Annotated in this window: 17 protein-coding genes; 6 read left to right on the forward strand and 11 right to left on the reverse strand. The window is 62.7% G+C overall.

All coding sequences use genetic code 11. From position 1 onward, the window contains the following. Positions 1 to 54: 54 nt before the first annotated feature. The 5 genes from AC0NID_RS03705 to AC0NID_RS03725 all read right to left on the reverse strand — a co-directional run bounded on the left by AC0NID_RS03705 (position 55) and on the right by AC0NID_RS03725 (position 8,269). Complete coding sequence (locus tag AC0NID_RS03705; RefSeq protein ID WP_473450917.1) at positions 55 to 834, reverse strand: N-acyl amino acid synthase FeeM domain-containing protein; 780 nt, start codon at positions 832 to 834, stop codon at positions 55 to 57. A 149-nt stretch (positions 835 to 983) separates the two neighbouring features. Further along, positions 984 to 3,296: a putative bifunctional diguanylate cyclase/phosphodiesterase gene (locus tag AC0NID_RS03710; protein WP_473450919.1), complete on the reverse strand. Its 2,313-nt coding sequence runs from the start codon at positions 3,294 to 3,296 to the stop codon at positions 984 to 986. A gap of 135 nt (positions 3,297 to 3,431) precedes the next feature. Beyond that, positions 3,432 to 6,911, reverse strand: coding sequence for an indolepyruvate ferredoxin oxidoreductase family protein (locus AC0NID_RS03715; RefSeq protein ID WP_473450921.1), 3,480 nt, complete (start codon positions 6,909 to 6,911; stop codon positions 3,432 to 3,434). Positions 6,912 to 7,131: 220 nt separating this feature from the next. After that, on the reverse strand, positions 7,132 to 7,644 hold the full coding sequence (locus AC0NID_RS03720; RefSeq protein ID WP_473450923.1) for a hypothetical protein: 513 nt from the start codon (positions 7,642 to 7,644) through the stop codon (positions 7,132 to 7,134). 13 nt (positions 7,645 to 7,657) lie between these two features. Then, positions 7,658 to 8,269, reverse strand: a complete 612-nt coding sequence (locus AC0NID_RS03725; protein ID WP_473450925.1) for a CGNR zinc finger domain-containing protein — start codon at positions 8,267 to 8,269, stop codon at positions 7,658 to 7,660. A 98-nt stretch (positions 8,270 to 8,367) separates the two neighbouring features. Between AC0NID_RS03725 and AC0NID_RS03730 the strand changes: the two genes are divergently transcribed. The 4 genes from AC0NID_RS03730 to AC0NID_RS03745 all read left to right on the forward strand — a co-directional run bounded on the left by AC0NID_RS03730 (position 8,368) and on the right by AC0NID_RS03745 (position 12,987). Further along, positions 8,368 to 9,273: a branched-chain amino acid ABC transporter permease gene (locus tag AC0NID_RS03730; RefSeq protein ID WP_473450927.1), complete on the forward strand. Its 906-nt coding sequence runs from the start codon at positions 8,368 to 8,370 to the stop codon at positions 9,271 to 9,273. Between the two features lie 303 nt (positions 9,274 to 9,576). Beyond that, positions 9,577 to 10,161, forward strand: coding sequence for a TRAP transporter small permease subunit (locus AC0NID_RS03735; protein ID WP_473450929.1), 585 nt, complete (start codon positions 9,577 to 9,579; stop codon positions 10,159 to 10,161). Then, a complete protein-coding gene (locus tag AC0NID_RS03740) occupies positions 10,161 to 11,945 on the forward strand; it encodes a TRAP transporter large permease (RefSeq protein WP_473451496.1) in 1,785 nt (594 codons plus the stop codon). The genes AC0NID_RS03735 and AC0NID_RS03740 overlap by 1 nt, the downstream gene beginning before the upstream one ends. Before the next feature lie 19 nt (positions 11,946 to 11,964). Next, positions 11,965 to 12,987: a zinc-dependent alcohol dehydrogenase family protein gene (locus AC0NID_RS03745; protein ID WP_473450931.1), complete on the forward strand. Its 1,023-nt coding sequence runs from the start codon at positions 11,965 to 11,967 to the stop codon at positions 12,985 to 12,987. 61 nt (positions 12,988 to 13,048) lie between these two features. Here AC0NID_RS03745 and AC0NID_RS03750 read toward each other — a convergent pair whose 3' ends face one another. Then, entirely contained in the window at positions 13,049 to 14,158 is a 1,110-nt protein-coding gene (locus AC0NID_RS03750) for a TRAP transporter substrate-binding protein (protein ID WP_473450933.1), read from the reverse strand. 253 nt (positions 14,159 to 14,411) lie between these two features. Between AC0NID_RS03750 and AC0NID_RS03755 the strand changes: the two genes are divergently transcribed. Beyond that, positions 14,412 to 15,185 (forward strand): gamma-glutamyl-gamma-aminobutyrate hydrolase family protein, encoded by a 774-nt coding sequence (locus tag AC0NID_RS03755; protein WP_473450935.1) that lies wholly within the window; start codon positions 14,412 to 14,414, stop codon positions 15,183 to 15,185. Between the two features lie 57 nt (positions 15,186 to 15,242). Here the strand turns inward: AC0NID_RS03755 and AC0NID_RS03760 are convergent, their stop codons facing one another. From AC0NID_RS03760 to AC0NID_RS03775, 4 genes are all read right to left on the reverse strand, one after another. Beyond that, positions 15,243 to 16,226: a 2-hydroxyacid dehydrogenase gene (locus tag AC0NID_RS03760; protein ID WP_473450937.1), complete on the reverse strand. Its 984-nt coding sequence runs from the start codon at positions 16,224 to 16,226 to the stop codon at positions 15,243 to 15,245. Further along, on the reverse strand, positions 16,223 to 17,245 hold the full coding sequence (locus AC0NID_RS03765; RefSeq protein WP_473451498.1) for a LacI family DNA-binding transcriptional regulator: 1,023 nt from the start codon (positions 17,243 to 17,245) through the stop codon (positions 16,223 to 16,225). Before AC0NID_RS03765 ends, AC0NID_RS03760 begins: the two co-directional genes overlap by 4 nt. 123 nt (positions 17,246 to 17,368) lie before the next feature. Then, positions 17,369 to 18,253 carry a DMT family transporter gene (locus tag AC0NID_RS03770; RefSeq protein ID WP_473450939.1) on the reverse strand — a complete coding sequence of 295 codons (885 nt, stop codon included), beginning with the start codon at positions 18,251 to 18,253 and terminating at the stop codon, positions 17,369 to 17,371. Positions 18,254 to 18,408: 155 nt separating this feature from the next. Continuing rightward, a complete protein-coding gene (locus AC0NID_RS03775) occupies positions 18,409 to 18,816 on the reverse strand; it encodes a DUF2000 family protein (protein ID WP_473450941.1) in 408 nt (135 codons plus the stop codon). A gap of 35 nt (positions 18,817 to 18,851) precedes the next feature. Here AC0NID_RS03775 and AC0NID_RS03780 point away from each other — a divergent pair, with 35 nt between their 5' ends. After that, positions 18,852 to 19,730, forward strand: coding sequence for an AraC family transcriptional regulator (locus AC0NID_RS03780; protein WP_473450943.1), 879 nt, complete (start codon positions 18,852 to 18,854; stop codon positions 19,728 to 19,730). Between the two features lie 16 nt (positions 19,731 to 19,746). Here AC0NID_RS03780 and AC0NID_RS03785 read toward each other — a convergent pair whose 3' ends face one another. Then, on the reverse strand, positions 19,747 to 20,217 hold the full coding sequence (locus tag AC0NID_RS03785) for a MarR family winged helix-turn-helix transcriptional regulator (protein ID WP_473450945.1): 471 nt from the start codon (positions 20,215 to 20,217) through the stop codon (positions 19,747 to 19,749). Between the last annotated feature and the right edge of the window lie 41 nt (positions 20,218 to 20,258).

A 20,258-nucleotide genomic window follows, 5' to 3' on the forward strand; every position in this document is an offset into this window, starting at 1 on the left:
CCGGAACGCCGAACCGACCAGAAAGCTCCGGCAGCGCTTTAAAATCGCGATCCGTCAAGCGGCTTCGCGGTAGTATTTGGCAGTAGGCAGGATGGTCAGCGGCGCGAGTTCACCGGCGCTGGGCGTCTCGAACAGCATACGCTGCTCCATTGGCGTCGACCGGAAGAACGGAAAACGGGAGAAAGACCGTTCGCGGATGGCGCTGACGTTGGCGCGGTAGAGCACGACCTTGTAGTTTAGGCCCGGATAATCGCGCAACTCGCCAATCTGCTCGGAACAGTAAATGCGACGGTAGAAGCCTGCATGTTCCGGGCGGATGGTGGAGAGGCAGTAGGGCGCGTCGAAGTAGAAGCATGCCATGCCAGCGAGGCGTAGCGTCAGATAAGGAATCTGCGGATAGACCCGCGACCAGTCGGGATCGGCGGCAAAGCGGCTGGGGTCGGCAAAATTCGCACCAGATGCCAGCATGGGGCGCAATATGTCGCCATAGACTGTCGTGGAAGGCGACTGCGGCGTAGCGCTGCAGGCATGGTGAATGCGCAGCGTGCTGACCAGAACGCCGTCGATATAGATTCCGAACTTGGAGCAATTGGCCGCTTCGTCGAGCTCGTCATGCACAATATGGTCGGAATTCTCCGGGACCATATCGCTCAGACGATAAGATTTGTAGCGCAACCTGTAAATATCTTCGAGGTCTTCGCCCTTGTCGCAGCGACGATATTCCGTCCGTTCGAGCATTGCCGAGACATTCCTGGCAAAGCTGGACATCGTATCGGACGCGTCAATCCCGTCCGCACTCGCCGCCTGACGAGGCGAAATCAACTCAACACCCATGAACTCAATCCCCGTAAACTGCCGCCGCGATCGACACTTACGGCAGGGTCGTGAGATGTAAAGATGAAAATAAGATAGAGGTTATTTACCAGGTGTTAAGGTTAATAATCGGTAAATTTATACTAAAATGCGCGACATTTTCGCGCAAATCAACGACGCCCCGCCTTCCCGACCGTCTTGATGTCCTTGGCGAAAGGCCAAACTGTGCTCGACATGGTCTCGATGCCGGACGCGCTGAGCGCTGAGCCGAACAGAAACCCCTGAACCAGGTCCGGCTTGACCTGCAAGGCCAGGATCTTGAGTTGTTCGAAGGTCTCGACGCCCTCGACGGTCACCGAGAGCCCCAGCGGCCGAGACAGATTGACGATGCCCTTGAGCAGTTCGAGCGAGCGGCTGCTTTGGGTGACGTCCATCAAGAACGAACGATCGATCTTGATCTTGTCGAGCGGTAGTTTGTGAAGATAGCTCAAGCTCGAATAGCCGGTGCCGAAATCGTCGAGCGCGATGCGCACGCCAAGCTGCTTCAATTCCTCGATATACTGACGCGTCAGCGACTTGTCGTCGAGCAGCGCCGTCTCGGTGACCTCAATCTCCAGGCGGCTGGCGGCGAGACCGGAACTGGCGAGCGCATCGCTAACCTTTTGGACGACGTCGCGATTGCGGAAGTCCTTGGCCGAGAGATTGACCGAGACACTAGTCTGTACGGGCCATTTGGCGCATTCAGTGCACGCCGCATGCAGGACAAAGGTGCTGATCTCGGAAATGATACCCATTTCTTCAGCCAGCGGAATGAAGATGCCGGGCGAAATCGGCCCGAGGTCGGGGTGATCCCACCGGCAAAGCGCCTCGCAACTGGCGATGCGCATCGTGCTCATCGACACGATCGGCTGATAGACCACCCGCAAGCCCTTGCTTTCTACAGCGGTGCGCAGATCCGCCTTCATCAGCTGGCGGTTGCGGAAAGCGGCATCCATCGATGCCTCGAACAGCCGCCACGTGTTCTTGCCGAGTTCCTTGGCCTTATAGAGCGCGAGATCCGCCTTGACGATCATGGCATCGACATCGGTATCCTTGACCCGCGACAGCACGGCGCCGCCACTGGCCTGGATGCGCAATCCGTGGCCGGCGACGTCGACCTCGCCCTGCAGATCGACGAAAATCTCGTCGAGCTGGCTCATCAGATGGCTTTCGTCCTCGACGCGGTCGAAGAAGATCATGAACTCGTCGCCGCCGAAACGGCTGACGGTGATGCCTGGGCCAGCGACCGCCGCCAGCCGCTCCGCGACGGCGTAGATCAACCCGTCGCCGACCGGATGGCCAAGCGTGTCGTTGACGCTCTTGAAATCATCGAGGTCGAGCACGGCGAGCCCGCAAAGACGCTCGAGATCGCCGGAGGCCATGGCCTCTCCGATCAGCTCGTGGAAATAGGCCCGATTGGGCAGGCCGGTGAGGCTGTCGTAACGCGCCATGAAGCGGATCTTGTCTTCCGCCTCGACGCGGGCCGTCACATCCTCGAAAGTTATGACGCCCAGTTCCTGGCTGCCCTCACGCGCCGAAAACTCATAGTGCTGGCCATTGGCGAGCGAGACGAGGACCTTGCGGTCGCGGCCCTCGCGCAAAGCACGCGTAAGCTGGGCTTCGATATAGCGGCAGTCCTTGGGCGCCAGCATGCCGCCGGCAACGCCACGCATCAGCAGACCGTGGATCGACCGCCCGAGCAGCGCGTCGCCCGACTTGAGCGACATCAGATGCGCGGCTTCGGCATTGGCCACCGCGACCCGGCCGTCGGGACCGAGCATGACGAGGCCGTGCGACATGGTGTTCAGCGCCCGGTTGAAACGCTGGGCGATGCGGTTCGCCTTCTTTTCCTCGGACAATGCGGTGAAGAGCACCTCCCTGACCAGATCGGCGAAGCGTTTGATCGCGAACAGAAAGGGAGCCGACATCAGGCCGAGTATCACATGGTAGACATCACCACGCAGGATGAAGCCCAGCGAGATCGGCCACGTCATCGTCATGATGAAGATCACGACCATCCTCGGGGAGCCGTAATTGCGACCGGCGATCGAAGTGGCGGACGCCAGCGTAACACAGACGGCGGCTATTTCGGCATAGTTGTCATGCGCCAGATAGATGCCGGCGAAACAGAAGGCGCCCAGCATGAAACCATGCATGGAGCCGTAGAGAATGTAATCATTTTCGCGGCGGCGGGCCTCCGCCCAATTTCTGGGTGATGGAGCGTTGCGATATTTCCTGATGTTGCGCAGGCGAAGGAAGGCGACGATCAGCAGTCCGACGGCCACCGCAATGTAGGCCGGATCCCTGGTCTTCCAGTAGACCAGCATGACCAGCAGGGTTTGGGCAAAGAATCCAATCGAAAGCGTCAGGCCGTCGCGAAACAAGGTTTCCACGAACGGGATATAGACGTCGACCGGGATCTCGTTTTTTCTTTTTAGACTCAACGCCTGAATCCCAACCCTGGGGAGCCAAGCTGTGTCACATTCGCCTTAAGAAAGGTTTAGAGAGGCCGTTTCGGGCCTCACCGTCAAGCCGGTTGACGCAAGGGAACTCTTCTTCAGGTAAACAAGGCGTATCGATCACTCAGCGGCCTGGAGATCCGGTCGCACCGGCGTCTTTGCCAGGCGATCGAGCAGCCTCTGGCGTTCGCCGGCGGCCTTTTCGGCACTGGCCTGCCTGACATGACCATAGCCGCGAATGAGCGCCGGCACCGAGACAAGCGCTGCCGCGGCCTCGACCCTACCCGGCGCCAGCGCACCGGCGACAAGCTCCAGATCGGCTTCGTACTGCGCAAGAAGTCGCCGTTCCATACGCCTTTCAGCGTTGTAGCCGAACACATCGAAGACCGTACCGCGCAAGCCTTTCATCGCCGCCAGTAGGCGGAACCCCTTCATCATCCAGGGACCGAAGCTCGATTTCCTTGGCTTGCCGTCCCTGCCGCGCCTGCCCATGATCGGCGGCGCGAGATGGAATTCGAGTTTGTCGTAGCTCTGAAACTGCTTCCCCAGTTCGGCGGTGAAGGAGCCGTCGGTGTAGAGCCTTGCCACCTCGTATTCGTCCTTGATCGCCATCAGCTTGAACAGGTTCCTCGCGGCAACCTCGGTCACATCAGTCGAACCGGGCACCGCCCTGGCTTCGGCCTTGCGCAGCGCGGCCAGTCTGTCGGCGTAGCGCTTGCCATAGGCGGCGTTCTGATAAGCGGCAAGGAAAGCGACGCGGCGGGCGATGATGTCGTCCAGCGTTTCGGCGACAGCGGCAGTCGGTGCAACCTTGCCCGGCTGGGCGACGAGGCCGCGCACGAACTCCGGCTGGTGAGCGGCGCGGCGGCCCCAGCGGAACGCGGCGACGTTCATTGCCACGGTCTGGCCGTTGAGCTCGATCGCCCTTTCCACCGCCTCGGCCGACAGCGGCAAGCCGCCATGCTGGAAGGCGAAGCCGAGCATGAACATGTTGGCGCCGAGCGAACTGCCAAACAGCGCGGTGGCGGTGCGGGTGGCGTCGAAGAAATGCGCCTTGTCGTCGCCGGCGGCGGTGCGGATCGCCTTTTTCAGCCGTTCGACAGGCAGCGAGAAGTCCGCCGAACGGGTAAACTCGCCGGGCATGATCTCGGCGGTGTTGGCGAGGAAGATCGTGTGGCCTTCGCGCACCGCGGCAAGCACCTTTTGGGCCCCAGAAACGACGAGGTCGCAGCCAAGCACGAGGTCGGCCTTGCCGGCCGAAACGCGGATGGCATGGATATCGTCCGGGCTGCGGGCGATGCGGACATGGGTGAACACCGAGCCGCCCTTTTGTGCAAGGCCGGCCATGTCGATCATGCCGCAGCCCTTGTCTTCGAGGTGGGCGGCCATGCCGAGCACCGCGCCGATGGTGACGACGCCGGTGCCGCCGACACCGTCGATGATCGCCGCCCAGCCTTGCTCGCGAAGCGGGAATTCGGCGGGCGCGGGCACGCCGTCGAGCGGATCGGTCGTGCCGGCAATACCCTCGATCTTCCTGATCTTGGCGCCATGCACGGTGACGAAGGACGGGCAGAAGCCGTTGATGCAGGAGAAATCCTTGTTGCAGCTCGACTGGTCGATCCTGCGCTTGCGGCCGAATTCGGTCTCGACCGGCTGAATCGACACACAGTTAGACTGTACCCCGCAATCGCCGCAACCTTCGCAGACCAGTTCGTTGATGAAGACGCGCTTGTCGGGGTCGGGGAAAGTGCCGCGCTTGCGGCGGCGACGCTTTTCGGCGGCGCAGGTCTGGTCGTAAAGCAGCACGGATACACCCTTGACCGCGCGCAATTCGCGTTGGACGAGGTCGAGGTCGTCGCGGTGATGAATGGTGGCGCCGGCGGGGAATTCGACCTTGGCGGCATATTTGCGCGGTTCGTCGGTGACGATGGCTATACGCTCGACGCCCTCGGCCCGCACCTGCCTGGCGATCATGTCCACGGTCAGGCCGCCCTCATGCGGCTGGCCGCCGGTCATGGCGACGGCGTCGTTGTAAAGGATCTTGTAGGTGATGTTGGCGTCCGTAGACAGCGCAAAGCGGATCGCCAGCGCCCCGGAGTGGTTGTAGGTGCCGTCGCCGAGATTCTGGAAGATGTGGTCGCGCTTCGAGAACGGCGCCTGGCCGACCCATTGCGCACCCTCACCGCCCATGGCGGTGAAGCCAACGGTGTTGCGATCCATCCACAGCGCCATGAAATGGCAGCCGATGCCGGCGGCGGCGAGCGAACCGTCCGGCACCTTGGTCGAGGAATTGTGCGGGCAGCCGGAGCAGAAGAAGGGCGTGCGCGAGGCGATGTCCGACGTGTCGGCGAGCATCGCCTGGAACTGGCGCAGTTTCGCCACCCGCGCGGCAATCTCGTCCGACGGTCCGATCGTTCGCAAGATCCTCTCGCCGAGCGCGATGGCGATGTCGTTGGGATCGAGCGCGCCCTTGGCCAGGAACAGTCCGTCGCCGCGCTCGTCCTTCTTGCCGACGATGACCGGCTGCGTGGCGGTGCCGTAAAGGTTCTCGCGCAGCTGCACCTCGATCAGCGAGCGTTTCTCCTCGACGACGACGATGGTTTCGAGGCCGCGCGCGAAGTCGGCGATGTGCTGCAGGTCGAGCGGCCACGGGCAGCCGACCTTGAACAGCCTGATGCCGATGCGGTTGGCGGCGGCCTCGTCGACGCCGATGTCTTCCAGCGCCTGGCGAACATCGAGATAGCTCTTGCCGATGGTGACGATGCCAAGCTTCGGGCTGCTGCCACCGGAATAGACGATCCGGTTCAGCCCGTTGGCATGGATGAAGGCCGAAGCGGCGGCGCGCTTGTATTCATGCAGCCGCTCCTCCTGACCGAGCATGTCGATCTCGTTGCGGATGTTGAGGCCGCCGGGCGGCATGTCGAAGTCCGGGACGACGATATCAAGTCGTTCGAGCGCGGCATCGACCGAAGCCGTCGATTCGATGTTGTCCTTGACGCATTTGATCGCCGCCCAGGTGCCGGCGAAACGCGACATGGCAAAGCCGTAGAGCCCGTAATCGATGATCTCCTGGACACCGGCCGGATTGAGGATCGGGATCATGGTGTCGACGAACAGGAATTCGGTGGCGTGCGCGTTTGTCGAGGATTCGGCCATGTGGTCGTCGCCCATCAGGGCAAGCACGCCGCCATATCTAGACGAGCCGGCGAGATTGGCATGGCGAAACACGTCGCCGGAGCGATCGACGCCCGGCCCCTTGCCGTACCAGACCGAAAAGACGCCGTCATGCGTGCCTTCACCCAGCAATTCGGCCTGCTGCGACCCCCAGCAGGCGGTGGCCGCGAGTTCCTCGTTTAGGCCGGGCTGGAAGACGATGTCCGACTGGGCGAGCTGCTTCTTGGCCTTCCAAAGCTGCATGTCGAGCCCGCCGAGCGGCGAGCCGCGATAGCCGGAGACGAAGCCGGCGGTGTTCAGGCCAGCCCGGCGGTCGCGCTCGCGCTGCATCAAAAGCATGCGGATGACCGCCTGCGCGCCGGAAAGGAAGATGCGCTCCTTTCCCAAGTCGAACTTGTCGTCGAGCGCGACATCATGCAGCGTCATCAGGCATTTCCTCTGCGGAGGCCGCAACTTCGCGCGCAGCCAACGTCGGAGTCAGATGCTCCCAGTGTTTCTCCCCTTGCCGGGCACGTCAAACAAAATCGAAGACGTCAGGCGAAGCGCAACAAACGATCCGCTCCGCGTCCGATGGCGTAAGAAACCGTACATTGGCTGCGCCTTCAGCGCACGAAAATTCAGGCCGCAGCCATACCGGCGGTAATGTTCAGGTAGCCTTTGAACAGGCGGGCTTGGGCGCGCCCGGCAATTTGCCGTCCGGATGACCGACAAGGTCGGGATTGGGCGTATAAAGCTGATCGATGACCAGCGGCCGGTCGGGCAGGACCGATTGGTCCTGCGTCGACATCAGCGTGGTGTCGATCGTCTGGAGGACCGCACCCTCGGCATCCTTGATGCTGATCGCAATCGCATAGGGCTTGTCCTTGACGATGCAGAAAAGCGCCGGGCTCTCCAGCGACACCTTGCCGAGCTTCGGCCAGATTTTCTGTTCAACGACCAGCGGCTCGCCGCCGGCCGGATCCTGGAAGCTGGCGACCGCGACCTGCCCTTCCTGGATCGGCTGCAAGGGTCTCAGCGTGACGACATAGGTCGCCCTTGCGAGCCGGTAGTTGAAGACGAAGAGCTTGCCGGAGATCTCGAACAACCCGTCTTCGCCGTCCGTACCGGTATCGCGGCAGGCGCCGAGCGTTGCCGCTGCCAAAAGCGCGACAACGATCAAGCATAAGGGTTTCCTAGACATTGGTGGTTCCTCCGGCGGCCGCTCGACGGCGGCGATAATGACGGCTTGCCTTCTGGCGGTTGCCGCACACCGCCATGTCGCACCAAAGACGGCTGGAGTTGCGGCTTCTGTCGAGGAACAGCCAAGTGCAATTGGGGCAGATCCTCAGCCTTGCGATCGCATCGCCCTGCAGCAGAGACAGTGCGGAAACCGCCAATGCCGCCTCGAAGGCGATGGGCGTCGCCGAATCGCCGAACGGCCGTCCCGGCACACCGATCTCGGTGTGGCTGTGCGCTAGACCCCCGGCGCAGGCTTTCAAAAACGGGGGTAGATCGCCTGTGGCGACCGCGCCTTTCGCCACCGCGCAGCGAAACAGCCGGTCGGTCGTCTCGCGGATCGCCAGCACGACCGGCGCGATTTTATCCGGCAACGGCGCTTCGAGCCGCCGGCCGCCAAGCTCAGCGGCGCGAAACCCGCTTGCCGCGTCGGCAAAACGGGCGATCTCCGCCGGATTGTCGAAACGGTCGAAGGTTTTTTGGGGATCGCCACGCAGCACGACGGTGTTCGCCGTATCGAGCGCTAGAAGGCCGCCGGCGAAGCGATGCGGGGTCCAGGAAACCGTCATGAACGCCATTTCTAACCGATAACTGGCATTTGACAAGTTAGATTGCCGGATGCAAATCTGCGCGTGGACTCGGTTTTCCGCAGTCCAGGGAAATTCGCATGCTCTATTTCTTCCAGCAGGTCCTCAACGGGCTGCATTCCGGCGCTCTCTATGCGCTGCTCGCCTTCGGCTATGTGCTGACCAACGGCATCCTGCACCGGACGAACCTCGCCTACGGCGCGCTGTTCGCCTTTTGCGGACAGACGATGATCCTCACCGCGGCCTTCGGCTATCAGGCTCTGTGGCTGACCCTGTTCGCGGCCGTCGCGCTCGGCATTGTCGCGGCGTTCGCGTATGCGGCGCTGATCAGCCATGTCCTGTCGCGCAGCATCTTCGAGCCGCTGGCCGACCGCACGCCCAACGCGATCGTCGTGACGACGCTGGGCGTATTGCTGCTCCTGTCGGAGGCAAGCCGCGTCGCCGCCGACACCCACGACCTGTGGCTGCCGCCGATGCTGGCCGAGCCCGTCGTCTTCGCGCAGGACGCCCGTTTCAAGGTGACGCTGACGCTCATTCAGTTGCTCGACTGCGCGATCGTCGCAGCAACCGTCGCGCTCGCCGGTTGGACGCTCGCCCGCTCGAACTTCGGCCGGCGCTGGCGCGCCGTGTCCGACGACCCCAAAGCCGCAGCCATGTGCGGCGTCGACGTGCGCGCGATGTTTCGGCATGCGGTGCTCGCCGGAGGTCTTTGCGCGGCGCTGGCCGGTGTGCTCGCCGGCCTTTACTATGGCAATATCAGCTTCGGCTCCGGCCTCGTCTATGGGCTGAAAATCCTGTTCGTGACGGCAGTGGGCGGCTATCTCTCGCCGTTGCGGGCGGCACTTGGCGCCGCCGCCTTCGGTATGGCCGAATCACTGTGGGCCGGCTATTTCCCGGTCGAGTGGCGCGACGCCTGGATGTATCTGTTCCTCGTCGCCACGCTGGTGCTGATCGGCGCCGGCCGCGACCAGGGCAAGATTGCCTGACCCGCATCAGGCTTGGGTAGACTTTGGTTGCATGACGTCCACAGCGTCGCGCGCCCTCTCGGAGGCGCAAGGACGTTGCAGCGCTTTGATTTTGCGCATGAACCTTTTCCCAAATCGATTCCGATTTTCGGGGTCATGCGCTGCGTCAGGCGGCTGTTTCGACTCTTCCTAACCTCGCAAGATTGTTTTACTCGGTCTGCACCGTGTTGACCCGCCGAGCCACGCACGGCATACCGTTGGGCCACAGCGAGGCGACGGAAAACACGCGGGAAACGGCGCGCCTCGGACATTAGGGAGGAATGCATGGCAGGGCTTCTCGCTCTATCCAGAACCATCGATCGTGTGAACGAATTCATCGGCAAATGGGTATCGTGGCTGATCCTGCTGGCAATCCTGGTCAGCGCCGCCAACGCGGTCATCCGCAAGACGTTCGACATGTCGTCGAACGCCTGGCTGGAGCTGCAGTGGTATTTGTTCGGCGCCGCCTTCATGCTGGCCGCCGCCTACACGCTGAGGCAGAACGACCATATCCGCATCGACATCGTCTACGGCATGTTCTCGCGCCGCGTGCAGCACTGGATCGACCTGTTCGGCCATGTCTTCTTCCTGATGCCGTTCGTAACACTGATGGTGATCTATTTCGTTCCCTATGTGTCGCTGTCGTTTCGCAGCGGCGAAATGTCGAACAATTCCGGCGGGCTGATCATCTGGCCGGCAAAGGCGATCCTGCTGGCCGGCTTTTTCCTGCTCGCGCTCCAAGGCATCTCCGAGATCATCAAGAAGATCGCCATCATGCGCGGCGACATGGAAGATCCCACCCCGTTCATATCGGTGCATGAGCAGGCCGAACTCGAAGCGAAGGCGCTCGCCGAAGAGGTGCGCTCGTGATGGAGTTCATCGCCCAGAACATGGCGCCGATCATGTTCGCCTCGCTGGTCCTCTTCCTGCTGATCGGCTATCCGGTCGCCTTTTCGCTCGCTGCCAACGGCCTGCTGTTCTTCTTCATCGGCGTCCTCCTGTCGCCCTATTCGGGCGGCTCGATCAATCTTGCCTGGCCGCTGCTGCACGCGCTGCCGGACAATTTCTACGGCAGCCGGGTGATGTCCAACGACACGCTGCTGGCAATCCCGTTCTTCACCTTCATGGGTATCGTGCTCGAACGATCGGGCATGGCCGAGGACCTTCTCGACACGATCGGCCAATTGTTCGGGCCGATCCGCGGCGGCCTCGCCTATGCCGTGATCTTCGTCGGCGCGCTGCTTGCCGCAACCACCGGTGTGGTCGCTGCTTCCGTCATCGCCATGGGCCTGATCTCGCTGCCGATCATGCTGCGCTACGGCTACGACCGCCGTGTGGCCTCCGGCGTGATTGCCGCATCGGGCACGCTCGCCCAGATCATTCCGCCCTCGCTGGTGCTGATCGTTCTAGCCGACCAGCTGGGCCGATCGGTCGGCGACATGTATGCAGGCGCGCTGATCCCGGGGCTGATTCTGACCAGCCTTTACACGATGTATATCGTGATCATGTCGATCGTCCGGCCGAAGTCGATGCCGGCCCTGCCGCTGGAGGCCCGCACACTCGGCCACGGCGTCCTGTCGCTCCTGGTCGCGGTGCTGGCGGCAGTGGTGATTTCCTACGCGGCGTATCGCTATCTTGCGCCCTCGCAGGGCCAAAACGCCGACATCCTCGGCGCCACCATCGGCGTGATCTTCATCTACGTCCTGGCAATCGCCGACCAGCGCCTGAACATCAACATGATGTCGCGGCTGGCGCAGCAGGTGATCATCGTGCTGATCCCGCCGCTGGCGCTGATCTTCCTGGTTTTGGGCACCATCTTCCTCGGCATCGCCACACCGACAGAGGGCGGCGCCATGGGCGCGGTCGGCGCGCTGATCATGGCGGCGATGAAGGGGCGGCTGTCGCTGGATGTGATCAAGCAGGCGCTGGCGTCGACGACGCGGCTGTCGTCCTTCGTGCTGTTCATATTGATCGGCGCGCGGGTGTTTTCACTCACCTTCTACGGCGTCAACGGCCATATCTGGGTCGAGCATCTCTTGACATCGCTGCCAGGTGGCGAGGTCGGTTTCCTGATCGGCGTCAACATCCTCGTCTTCTTGCTCGCCTTCTTCCTCGACTTCTTCGAGCTCGCCTTCATCATTGTGCCGCTTTTGGCGCCGGCCGCCGACAAGCTCGGCATCGACCTGATCTGGTTCGGCGTGCTGCTCGGCGTCAACATGCAGACCAGCTTCATGCATCCACCCTTCGGCTTCGCGCTGTTCTACCTGCGCTCGGTCGCCGCCCGGGTGCCCTATCTGGATCGCCTCACCGGCAAGCAGATCGCGCCGGTGACCACCGGCCAGATCTATTGGGGCGCGGTTCCCTTCGTCTGCATCCAGGTCATCATGATCGGGTTGACCATCGCCTTCCCGCAGATGGTGATGCACTACAAGGGCACGGCGGTCGACCCGGGCACGATCGATTACCAGGTGCCGGAAGCGCCCGGTTTCGGCCTGCCACCGCTCGGCGCACCACCAGCCGACGGCACTGCACCGGCCGCGCCTGCAGCACCCGGACCCCAGGACCTGTCGCAGCCGCCGAATTTCGGCGAAACACCGCCTGCGAAGCCTGCAGCCCCAGCGACCGATCTGTCTCAACCGCCGAGTTTCAATTGATACCGAAGGCTCAACAGTCATGAAAGCGGTGCGGCTGGAGGGCGTGGGCAGCATCGCCCTGCGCGAGGTCGGCAAACCGTCCGCCGGGCCGGGCGATCTCCTGGTGCGGATCGAGGCATGCGGCGTCTGCGGCACCGACCGGCATCTTTTCCATGGCGAATTTCCCTGTACGCCACCGGTGACGCTCGGGCATGAATTCTCCGGGATCGTGGAGGCGATTGGAACCGCTGTCGCCGGCTTTTCGGTCGGCGATCGCGTCACCGGCGACCCCAACATCGCCTGTGGGCGCTGTCCGCACTGCCATGCCGGTCGCATCAATCTCTGCCATAATCTGATTGCCATCGGCATCCGTCGCGACGGCGGCTTCGCCGAATATGTCGTGCTGCCCCAGAAGCAGGCCTTTCTCCTTCCGAAAGACCTGAAGCCGACGCATGGCGCGTTCTGCGAGCCGCTTGGCTGTTGCCTGCATGGCTTGGATCTGGCGCAGATCAGGCCCGGCTCCTCGGTCGCAGTGCTTGGCGGCGGCGTGATCGGCCTGCTCACCGTGCAACTGGCAAGGCTTGCCGGCGCGACCACAATTATCCTGTCGACCCGCCAGGCCTCGCGGCGTGCCCTCGCCGAAGAATTGGGCGCGACGGCGACGGTCGACCCCAGCGCTCACGATATCATCGACGCGATTGTCGGTCCGTCGGGTCTGCTGCCGGGCGGTGTCGATGTGGTGTTCGAATGTGCTGGCGTAAGGGAGACGGTCGAGCAATCGATGCGGCTCGCCAAGGCCGGCGGCACGATCGTCGTCGTCGGCGTAACACCTCAAAGTATGAAGGCAGAATTCGAACCCTTCAACCTGTTGTTTCGGGAATTGAAGGTTCTGGGCTCGTTCCTCAATCCGTTTACGCACCGCCGGGCCGCCGATCTCATTGCCTCGGGTGCGATCGAGATCGACAAGCTCATCTCACGGCAGGTCACGCTTGAAGGCGCGGCCGCAGTGATCGCCAATCCGCCTGCGCCAGGTGAAGTCAAGGTGCTGGTGATGCCGCGCTGATCGGTAAATCGAAATATTACCGCGCCGCGCGTCCGAAGAACGCGCGGCGCAGTAACTGGTGTCAGAGTTTACCGTTGCGCTGCTGGACCATCATGAAGGTGTCGTAATTGTATTCGGCTACCTGCGCCCAGAGATAGTGCTCCTTGCGGAAGGCCTTGATCGAGTCCCAGATCTTCTTGAACGGTGCGTTCGAGGCTTCCATCTCGGCATAGACTTCGTTTGCCTTTTCGAAGCAGGCCGCCAGGATCTCCTGGCTGAACGGGCGCAGTTTCGCACCGCCGGCCACCAGCCGTCTCACCGCCGCCGGATTCAAGAAGTCGTATTTCTGCAGCATGTTGGCGTCGGCCGCCTGCGCGGCGGTATGCACCAGCGACTTGTAGGCCGGCGGCAGTTCCTCGTATTTCGCCTTATTGAACATCAGATGGACGGTCGGCCCGCCTTCCCACCAGCCGGGGTAATAATAATTCGGCGCGACCTTGTAGAAACCGAGCTTCTCGTCGTCATAGGGCCCGACCCATTCGGCGGCGTCGATGGTACCTTTCTCCAGCGCCGGGTAGATGTCGCCGCCGGCGATCTGCTGCGGCACGACGCCGAGCCTTTCCACCACTTTGCCGGCAAAGCCACCGATGCGCATCTTGAGGCCGGAAAGGTCGGCGACGGTGTTGATCTCCTTGCGGAACCAGCCGCCCATCTGCACGCCGGTATTGCCGCCCGGCAAGCCAAAAAGGCCCTGCGTGGCGAGAAACTCGTTGAACAGGTCAATGCCGCCGCCGTGGTAATGCCAGGCATTGATGCCGCGCGCGTTGAGCGAGAAGGGGACTGCGGCTCCCAATGCCCATGTGGGGTCCTTGCCCCAATAATAGTATGCCACCGTATGGCAGGCCTCGACGGTGCCGGCGGTGGTGGCGTCGGCGGCCTGCAGGCCGGGCACCAGTTCACCGGCAGCGAAGACCTGGACCTGGAAGTTGCCGTCGGTTGCATCCGAAAGCATCTTGGAAAAGACCTCGGCGCCGCCATAGATCGTGTCGAGCGATTTCGGGAAGGACGACGCCAGACGCCATGTCACTTTCGGATTGGATTGGGCAATAGCCGGCGCGGCAAGCGTTGCGGCAGCGGCCGCGGCGCCCACACCGGTCATGCCGGCCTTGCGGATGAATGATCGACGATCCATGAAGTCCTCCCTATTGGATCAACAGACCGACGTTCGGGAATCCTCGCTGCCCGGCCGGCTCGGGGGGAACAATACACAGGCAAGAAGTCGAGTCCAGCACGGCAGCCGGATCAAGCGCGCGTCATGCAACTATAGTCTAATGCGGATTTCGTGGCCCACACGACACGCTGAAACTTGTCATGGAAAGTTGTCTTCGGATCGCCTATTTTGTAAGCAGAATAATTCCTTAGCACCAATGGAACCCGTATCCAAAATGCAGCAGCCGCTCGTCGCCATCTCAACCGACGTCCGCCAGTTCGACAACTACACCTGGCATGCCGCCCCACAGCAATATCTGGAAGCGGCGCTTTCGGGCGCCGGCGTGTTCCCTGTGCTGGTGCCGTCCTTTGGCGATCGGCTCGATTTCGACGAACTGCTTTCCTCCGTCGACGGCGTCATGGTCACCGGGTCGAAGTCCAATGTGCATCCCTCGCTCTATGGTGGCGATGCCAGCGAAGCCAACGGTCCCTACGACCCTGCCCGCGACGCCACCACGCTGCCGCTGATCCGCAAGGCGGTGGAGCGCGGCGTGCCGTTGCTTGCCATCTGCCGCGGCATCCAGGAGATGAATGTGGCGCTTGGCGGCACGCTGGCCACGGAAATCCAGGAGCGCGAGGGGTCGCTGGACCATCGCGCACCGGCGAGCGACAATCAGGACGAACGTTTCGCCATCCGCCAGACCATTTCGATCAAGCCCGGAAGCTGCCTCGCCGGCGTGTTCGGGGCGGGTGACATCATGGTCAACTCGGTGCATCGCCAGGCTATCGACCGGCTCGGTCCGAAGCTGCAGATAGAGGCGGTCGCCGCCGACGGCACGGTCGAGGCTGTTTCAGTACGGGACGCCCGCGCCTTCGCCGTCGGCGTCCAGTGGCATCCCGAATACTGGGTCAAGTCGGACAGCGTCTCGGCAAGGATATTCCGCGCCTTCGGCGATGCGGTGCGCCTGCACGCAGCCGCGAAATCCAGCGCGCGCGCCGCCGCTGAGTAAGCGGCAGGATTATTCCACGCGTTGAAGTCGACATTGATGGATGTGCCAGATCGCCGCTCAGCTCCGCGCCTTGATCTTTTCCGTCTCCGGCACCGGCGTCAGCGCCTTTCCCTGCGAAAACCAGGAAACCAGATTGTCGACACACAGATCGGCCATGGCGCGGCGGGTGTGCTCCGAAGCCGAGCCGACATGCGGCAAAAGCGAGGTGTTGGGAGCGGCAAGCATCGCCGCCGGCACGTTCGGCTCGTTGGCGAAGACGTCGAGCCCGGCAGCGGCGATGGTGCCGTTGGCGAGTGCCGCCGCAAGTGCTGCCTCGTCCACCGTACTGCCGCGGCCGATGTTGACGAAGACGCCGTTCGAGCCGAGAGCCGACAGGATCTCGGCATTGACCGCCTTTTCCGTCGAGGCGCCGCCGGGCGCTACTGAGATCAGTGTATCGACCGCCTCGGCAAGGCCCTTCAGTGTCTGGTGATATCCGTAGGACAGGCCTTCGATCCGGCGCCGGTTGTGATAGGCGATCGGCAGGCCGAAGGCCTCCAGCCGCCGGGCAATGGCGAGACCGATGCGGCCCATGCCGAAAATGCCGACGCTGCGGCCGCGCAAGGTCAGCCGGCTTAGCGGATAATTGCCGTTGCGCACCCAACTGCCGTCGCGCAGCCAGGTCTCGGCGCGCGGCAACTCGCGGATAGTGTTGATCAGCAAGCCAATCGCCGTGTCGGCGACCTCCTCGGTCAGCACGTCGGGCGTGTTGGTGACCATGACGCCGCGCTGCGCCGCGTGGCGGGCATCGACCGAATCGTAGCCGACGCCGAAATTGGCGATGATCTCAAGGTTCGGCAGTGCATTGATGAGCGCCGCGCCGACACCTCCGAAGGCGGCAATGCCGCGCACCGTCCTGCGCAGTTCGTCGGTAACCTGCGACGCATCAGGCCGTTCGATCCAAACGCGGTTGAACGTCCGGTCGATGCGGCTGATCGCATGATCGTTGAACTGGCCCGCCACCAGAATGGCGACGGCTTGCTGCTGTTCGGCTTTCGTCATGCACGTTCCACCGGCTTGCCGGTCGACTGACGCACATGCAGTTCCGGCTTGATAAGTTCCTGCGACGGCCGCACCATCTGGCCGTTGAGCTTGTCGAGCAGTGCGCTGGCGGCCCGGCGGCCGACCTCGCGCTGGCCGTTCCAGACTGTGGTCAGCGCCGGCGTCGCGATCGCGGCCTCCTCGAGATCGTCATAGCCGGTGACGGAGATGTCAATACCCGGCACCAGGCCGGCGCGCGCAATGCCGTTCATCAGGCCGATGGCGACGAGGTCGTTCCAGCAGCAGGCCGCGGTCGGTTTGTCCTTCAGCGCCAGGAACTGCCCGGCGGCCTCGAAACCCGCCTGCTTGGTGCGCGGGCCGGCAATGCGCCAGGACGGCCTAACCTCCAGCCCGGCCGTCTCCATGGCATTGACGTAGCCCTGGTAGCGGTCGCGGCCCGTCGAGGTCTGGTCAGTGCCGCCGATCATGGCGATGCGCTTGTGGCCGAGCGAGATCAGGTGGTTGGTGGCCAGCCCGGTGCCATAGGCGTCGTCGCCGCGAAAAACGGGGACGTCAGCCCCTTCGACCGTGCGCGCGATCAGCACCGCCGGCAGGCCGTTTTCCTCGGCCATGATGATGTCTTCGGGCGGCGTGCCGATGGCCGGCGACATGATGACGCCGTCGGCGCCGAGCTGCAAAAGCGTGTCGATGAAGGTCCGCTGCTTTTCGAGCTGGTCGTAATGGTTCGACAGGATAAAGGTCTGCCGGCTGCGGTCGAGCTCGCTTTCGATCGAACGCAATATCTCGGCGAAGAAGGGATTCATGATGTCGTGGACAACGACGCCGACGATGCCTGAGCGCGAGGTGCGCAGGCTGGCGGCGCGGCGGTTGTAGATATAGCCGATGGTGCGGGCGTGTTCCTTGATGCGGTCGCGGGTGGCTCCAGCGACCAGCGGGCTGTCGCGCAGGGCCAGCGAAACCGTGGCCGTGGACACACCGAGAGCATCCGCGATCGTCGAAAGCTTGATCTTCTGTGCCAGCGCCTTGCGCTCCCCCGACGATCTAGAGCTGATCCATGATCTCCAGCGAAAACCGGAGTCCGCATTTTGGGATCATGATCTAAACAGTTTAAACGCGGCCTTATGCCACCCTTCCAGGACAAATCAAAGTTTTTTTGCCACCGCTTCCATCTCGACATCGAGGGCCGCGCGGTTGCGCACGCGAAGCCGGTGCTCGCGATGGACGATATAAAGGCCGCTGGCGACGATGACGGCCGCGCCGACGAGCGTCCAGCGGTCGGGAAACTGGTTGAAGACCAGCCACCCGGCAATGATCATCCAGATCATCTGCGAGTAGGGATAGGGAGCCAGCGCCGTGGTGGTCGCAAGCCGATAAGCCTGCACCAGGAGCCAGTGGCCGATGGCGCCGAAGACGCCAAGCATCAGCAGGATGAACCACTGCCAGCCATCCTGCGGCAGGGAAAGCGAAAACGGCAGCATGGGCAGGAGCAGCACCGCCGGCGCGAGCGCCGAAAAGAGGATAAGGCTCTCGGAGGTTTCGGTCGCCGACATGCGCCGCGTCATGATGACGTAGAGACAATTCGACAGCATCGAGCCGAGCGCGAAAAGGTGGCCGACGCCAAAGGCGCCGACCCCCGGCCGGGTGATGATGAGGACGCCGACGAAGCCGCTCAGGATCGCCAGCCAGCGCCGCCAGCCCGCCCATTCACCGAGCAGAGGGCCGGCGAGTGCCGTGATCACCATCGGCGCGAAGAAATAGATCGAAGTGGTTTCGGCCAGTTGCAAGGTCCGCAGCGCCATGACGTTGCAAATGGTCGATCCGAACAGGAAGGCGCCGCGCAGGATATGCGCTGGAAGATTGCTGGCGCGAAAGCGCGCCGGCTCGCGCCAGCCACGCAGGAAGATTCCGACGAGCACGACATGGACGGCAAAGCGAGCCCAAGCGACGATCAGGGCCGAGACGCCGGCCAGGACAAGATATTTGCTGCTGGTATCGAGGAACGTGAAAAACACATAGACGGCAAGCATGCAAAGCATTGCCGCCGGAGGCGTGGCGCTTTCGTCGTGTCTTGGGGGAGCAGTCAAATTTCAGGCCGCATGCAAAGGTCTAGCCCTACCTTTTTGCGGGAATTGTCGCCCGCCGGCAAGCCAAAGAGACTGGACACCAAGAGCCGCCAACAGGCTCAGGGATGCATGCGGGCGCCCTTGGTGATCGTGTCGACGAGCTTCTTTTCAGCGCGCAGCCCGATGCCGACGACCTTGGCGTCATCGGGTGCGAATTCGGCAAAGACGGCGCGGTTCGCCGCGTCGTGGCCGGTCGAAAACATTTCGTCGACGTAGAGCGAGGTTGTCACACCGCGCTCCAGCGCCCGCCGGTGGATCGCACTGAGCGTCGGGCGGTCGGCCGAAAGCACAATGACCGGCTGGATCGAGAGCGGATTGTAGATGTTGCCGGCACGGTCGCGATAGGGTTCGCCGATGATGTCGGCATACTGTGCTACGATGCCACTGGTCAGGAAGGCGGTGACATTGAGCTTTTGCCAGACGGGAAGGTCGTCCTGCAGCACGATTGCAAATTTCGTGTCGAACATGAGACATTTACCATTCGAGGTTTGTGAATGAAGCGATGTCACACGGTCTAGATGGCGAGGCCTTTCAGGGTCGTGGACGTTTGTGCGCTGACGTGGCCGAAAACTGCGTCGTCTCGGCTCCCGAATCCGTCGGCATGGAGCGTATCGAGGCACGGTTCCGCGGCAGCGCCTTCGATCTCCATCGCCACGACACCTACGCCATCGGCGTGACACTGCATGGCGTGCAGAGTTTCCGTTATCGCGGCGCGAGGCATCACAGCCTGCCCGGTCAGATTATCGTGCTCCATCCCGACGAATTGCATGACGGGGGCGCCGGAACCGAAGACGGCCTGCGTTACAGGATGCTCTATCTGGAGCCGTCGCTTGTGCTCGACTGCCTCGGCACCGTCAGCGCATCGCTGCCCTTCGTCAGGGACGCCGTGGTGACGGACCCCGTCTTTCGCACGAAGCTGCTTTCGGCGCTGGGGCCATTGGACCAGAAGCTGGACGATCTCTTTGTCGCCGACTTCATTGCGCAACTGATGCAAAGCCTGGTGCGGCACGCCAGCCTGCCGGCGAGACCGATCCCAAGGACAGCATGGCGGGCAGCCAGCCTGGCACGCGACTATCTCCAAGAAAATGCTTTCCGTATCGTCCGTTCCGAGGAGTTGGAGGCGGTCACCGGGCTGGATCGCTACGCCCTATCGCGGCATTTCCGCGCCGCCTTCTCCACCAGCCCGCATCGCTTTCTCCTGATGCGCCGGCTTCAACGGGCTCGCCGGATGATTGAGACGAACGAACCACTGGCGCAGATCGCGATAGCGGCCGGCTTCAGCGACCAAAGCCATTTTATCAGGCACTTCAAAAAGGCGTTCGGTGTCACGCCGGGCCGCTGGTCGGCATTGGTCCATGCGCCGTCAGCAGCAGTTGCCTGATGTCGTCAGCCACGGGTCACTCGTCGGCATCGATCTCATCATCGATGACAACCATCTCCCCGTTCGAGAGGTTCGCCTCGACGCGGGCGAGCAGCTTGAACAGCGCTTTCTGGTCCTTTTTGTCGAGACCCTTCAGCGCCTGCTTCTCGGTCTTCTTCACCGATTTCTCGATGGCGTGAATGATGTCGCGGCCAGTGTCGGTGAGGAAGATATGGGCCTGTCGGGCATCGGCCGCCGAGGCGCGCTTTTCCAGGAAGCCCTGCGCCTGCAGCCGGTTGATGGTCTTGGTGATGGTCGGCGGGCGAACACCGAGGCGGCCGGCAAGATTGCCGGGGGTCTGGCCGTCCTCACGGTCGAGCGCCAGCATGATCTGGTCCTGACCGGCGTAGAAGCCGTGCGCCAGAAGCCGCGCCGCGAGTGCCGTGCGTGCCAGCCGCGCCGCCGAATGCAGCCGGCTTATTGTCGCAGTCTTGTCCGCCTTGGCCATGGTCATTCCTTCTCGGCCGAACCGGTGCGGACAGCATAGAG

The sequence above is a fragment of the Mesorhizobium sp. WSM4821 genome, from assembly GCF_055901555.1.

What these genes read in the sequence shown, in the direction of transcription:
- AC0NID_RS03755 (WP_473450935.1), top strand. Translation starts at nt 14,412, where the DNA reads ATGCAGCAGCCGCTCGTCGCCATCTCAACCGACGTCCGCCAGTTCGAC.
- AC0NID_RS03745 (WP_473450931.1), top strand. Translation starts at nt 11,965, where the DNA reads ATGAAAGCGGTGCGGCTGGAGGGCGTGGGCAGCATCGCCCTGCGCGAG.
- AC0NID_RS03780 (WP_473450943.1), top strand. Translation starts at nt 18,852, where the DNA reads ATGTCACACGGTCTAGATGGCGAGGCCTTTCAGGGTCGTGGACGTTTG.
- AC0NID_RS03715 (WP_473450921.1), bottom strand. Translation starts at nt 6,911, where the DNA reads ATGACGCTGCATGATGTCGCGCTCGACGACAAGTTCGACTTGGGAAAG.
- AC0NID_RS03725 (WP_473450925.1), bottom strand. Translation starts at nt 8,269, where the DNA reads ATGACGGTTTCCTGGACCCCGCATCGCTTCGCCGGCGGCCTTCTAGCG.
- AC0NID_RS03785 (WP_473450945.1), bottom strand. Translation starts at nt 20,217, where the DNA reads ATGGCCAAGGCGGACAAGACTGCGACAATAAGCCGGCTGCATTCGGCG.
- AC0NID_RS03750 (WP_473450933.1), bottom strand. Translation starts at nt 14,158, where the DNA reads ATGGATCGTCGATCATTCATCCGCAAGGCCGGCATGACCGGTGTGGGC.
- AC0NID_RS03740 (WP_473451496.1), top strand. Translation starts at nt 10,161, where the DNA reads ATGGAGTTCATCGCCCAGAACATGGCGCCGATCATGTTCGCCTCGCTG.
- AC0NID_RS03705 (WP_473450917.1), bottom strand. Translation starts at nt 834, where the DNA reads ATGGGTGTTGAGTTGATTTCGCCTCGTCAGGCGGCGAGTGCGGACGGG.
- AC0NID_RS03775 (WP_473450941.1), bottom strand. Translation starts at nt 18,816, where the DNA reads ATGTTCGACACGAAATTTGCAATCGTGCTGCAGGACGACCTTCCCGTC.
- AC0NID_RS03735 (WP_473450929.1), top strand. Translation starts at nt 9,577, where the DNA reads ATGGCAGGGCTTCTCGCTCTATCCAGAACCATCGATCGTGTGAACGAA.
- AC0NID_RS03760 (WP_473450937.1), bottom strand. Translation starts at nt 16,226, where the DNA reads ATGACGAAAGCCGAACAGCAGCAAGCCGTCGCCATTCTGGTGGCGGGC.
- AC0NID_RS03730 (WP_473450927.1), top strand. Translation starts at nt 8,368, where the DNA reads ATGCTCTATTTCTTCCAGCAGGTCCTCAACGGGCTGCATTCCGGCGCT.
- AC0NID_RS03770 (WP_473450939.1), bottom strand. Translation starts at nt 18,253, where the DNA reads ATGCTTGCCGTCTATGTGTTTTTCACGTTCCTCGATACCAGCAGCAAA.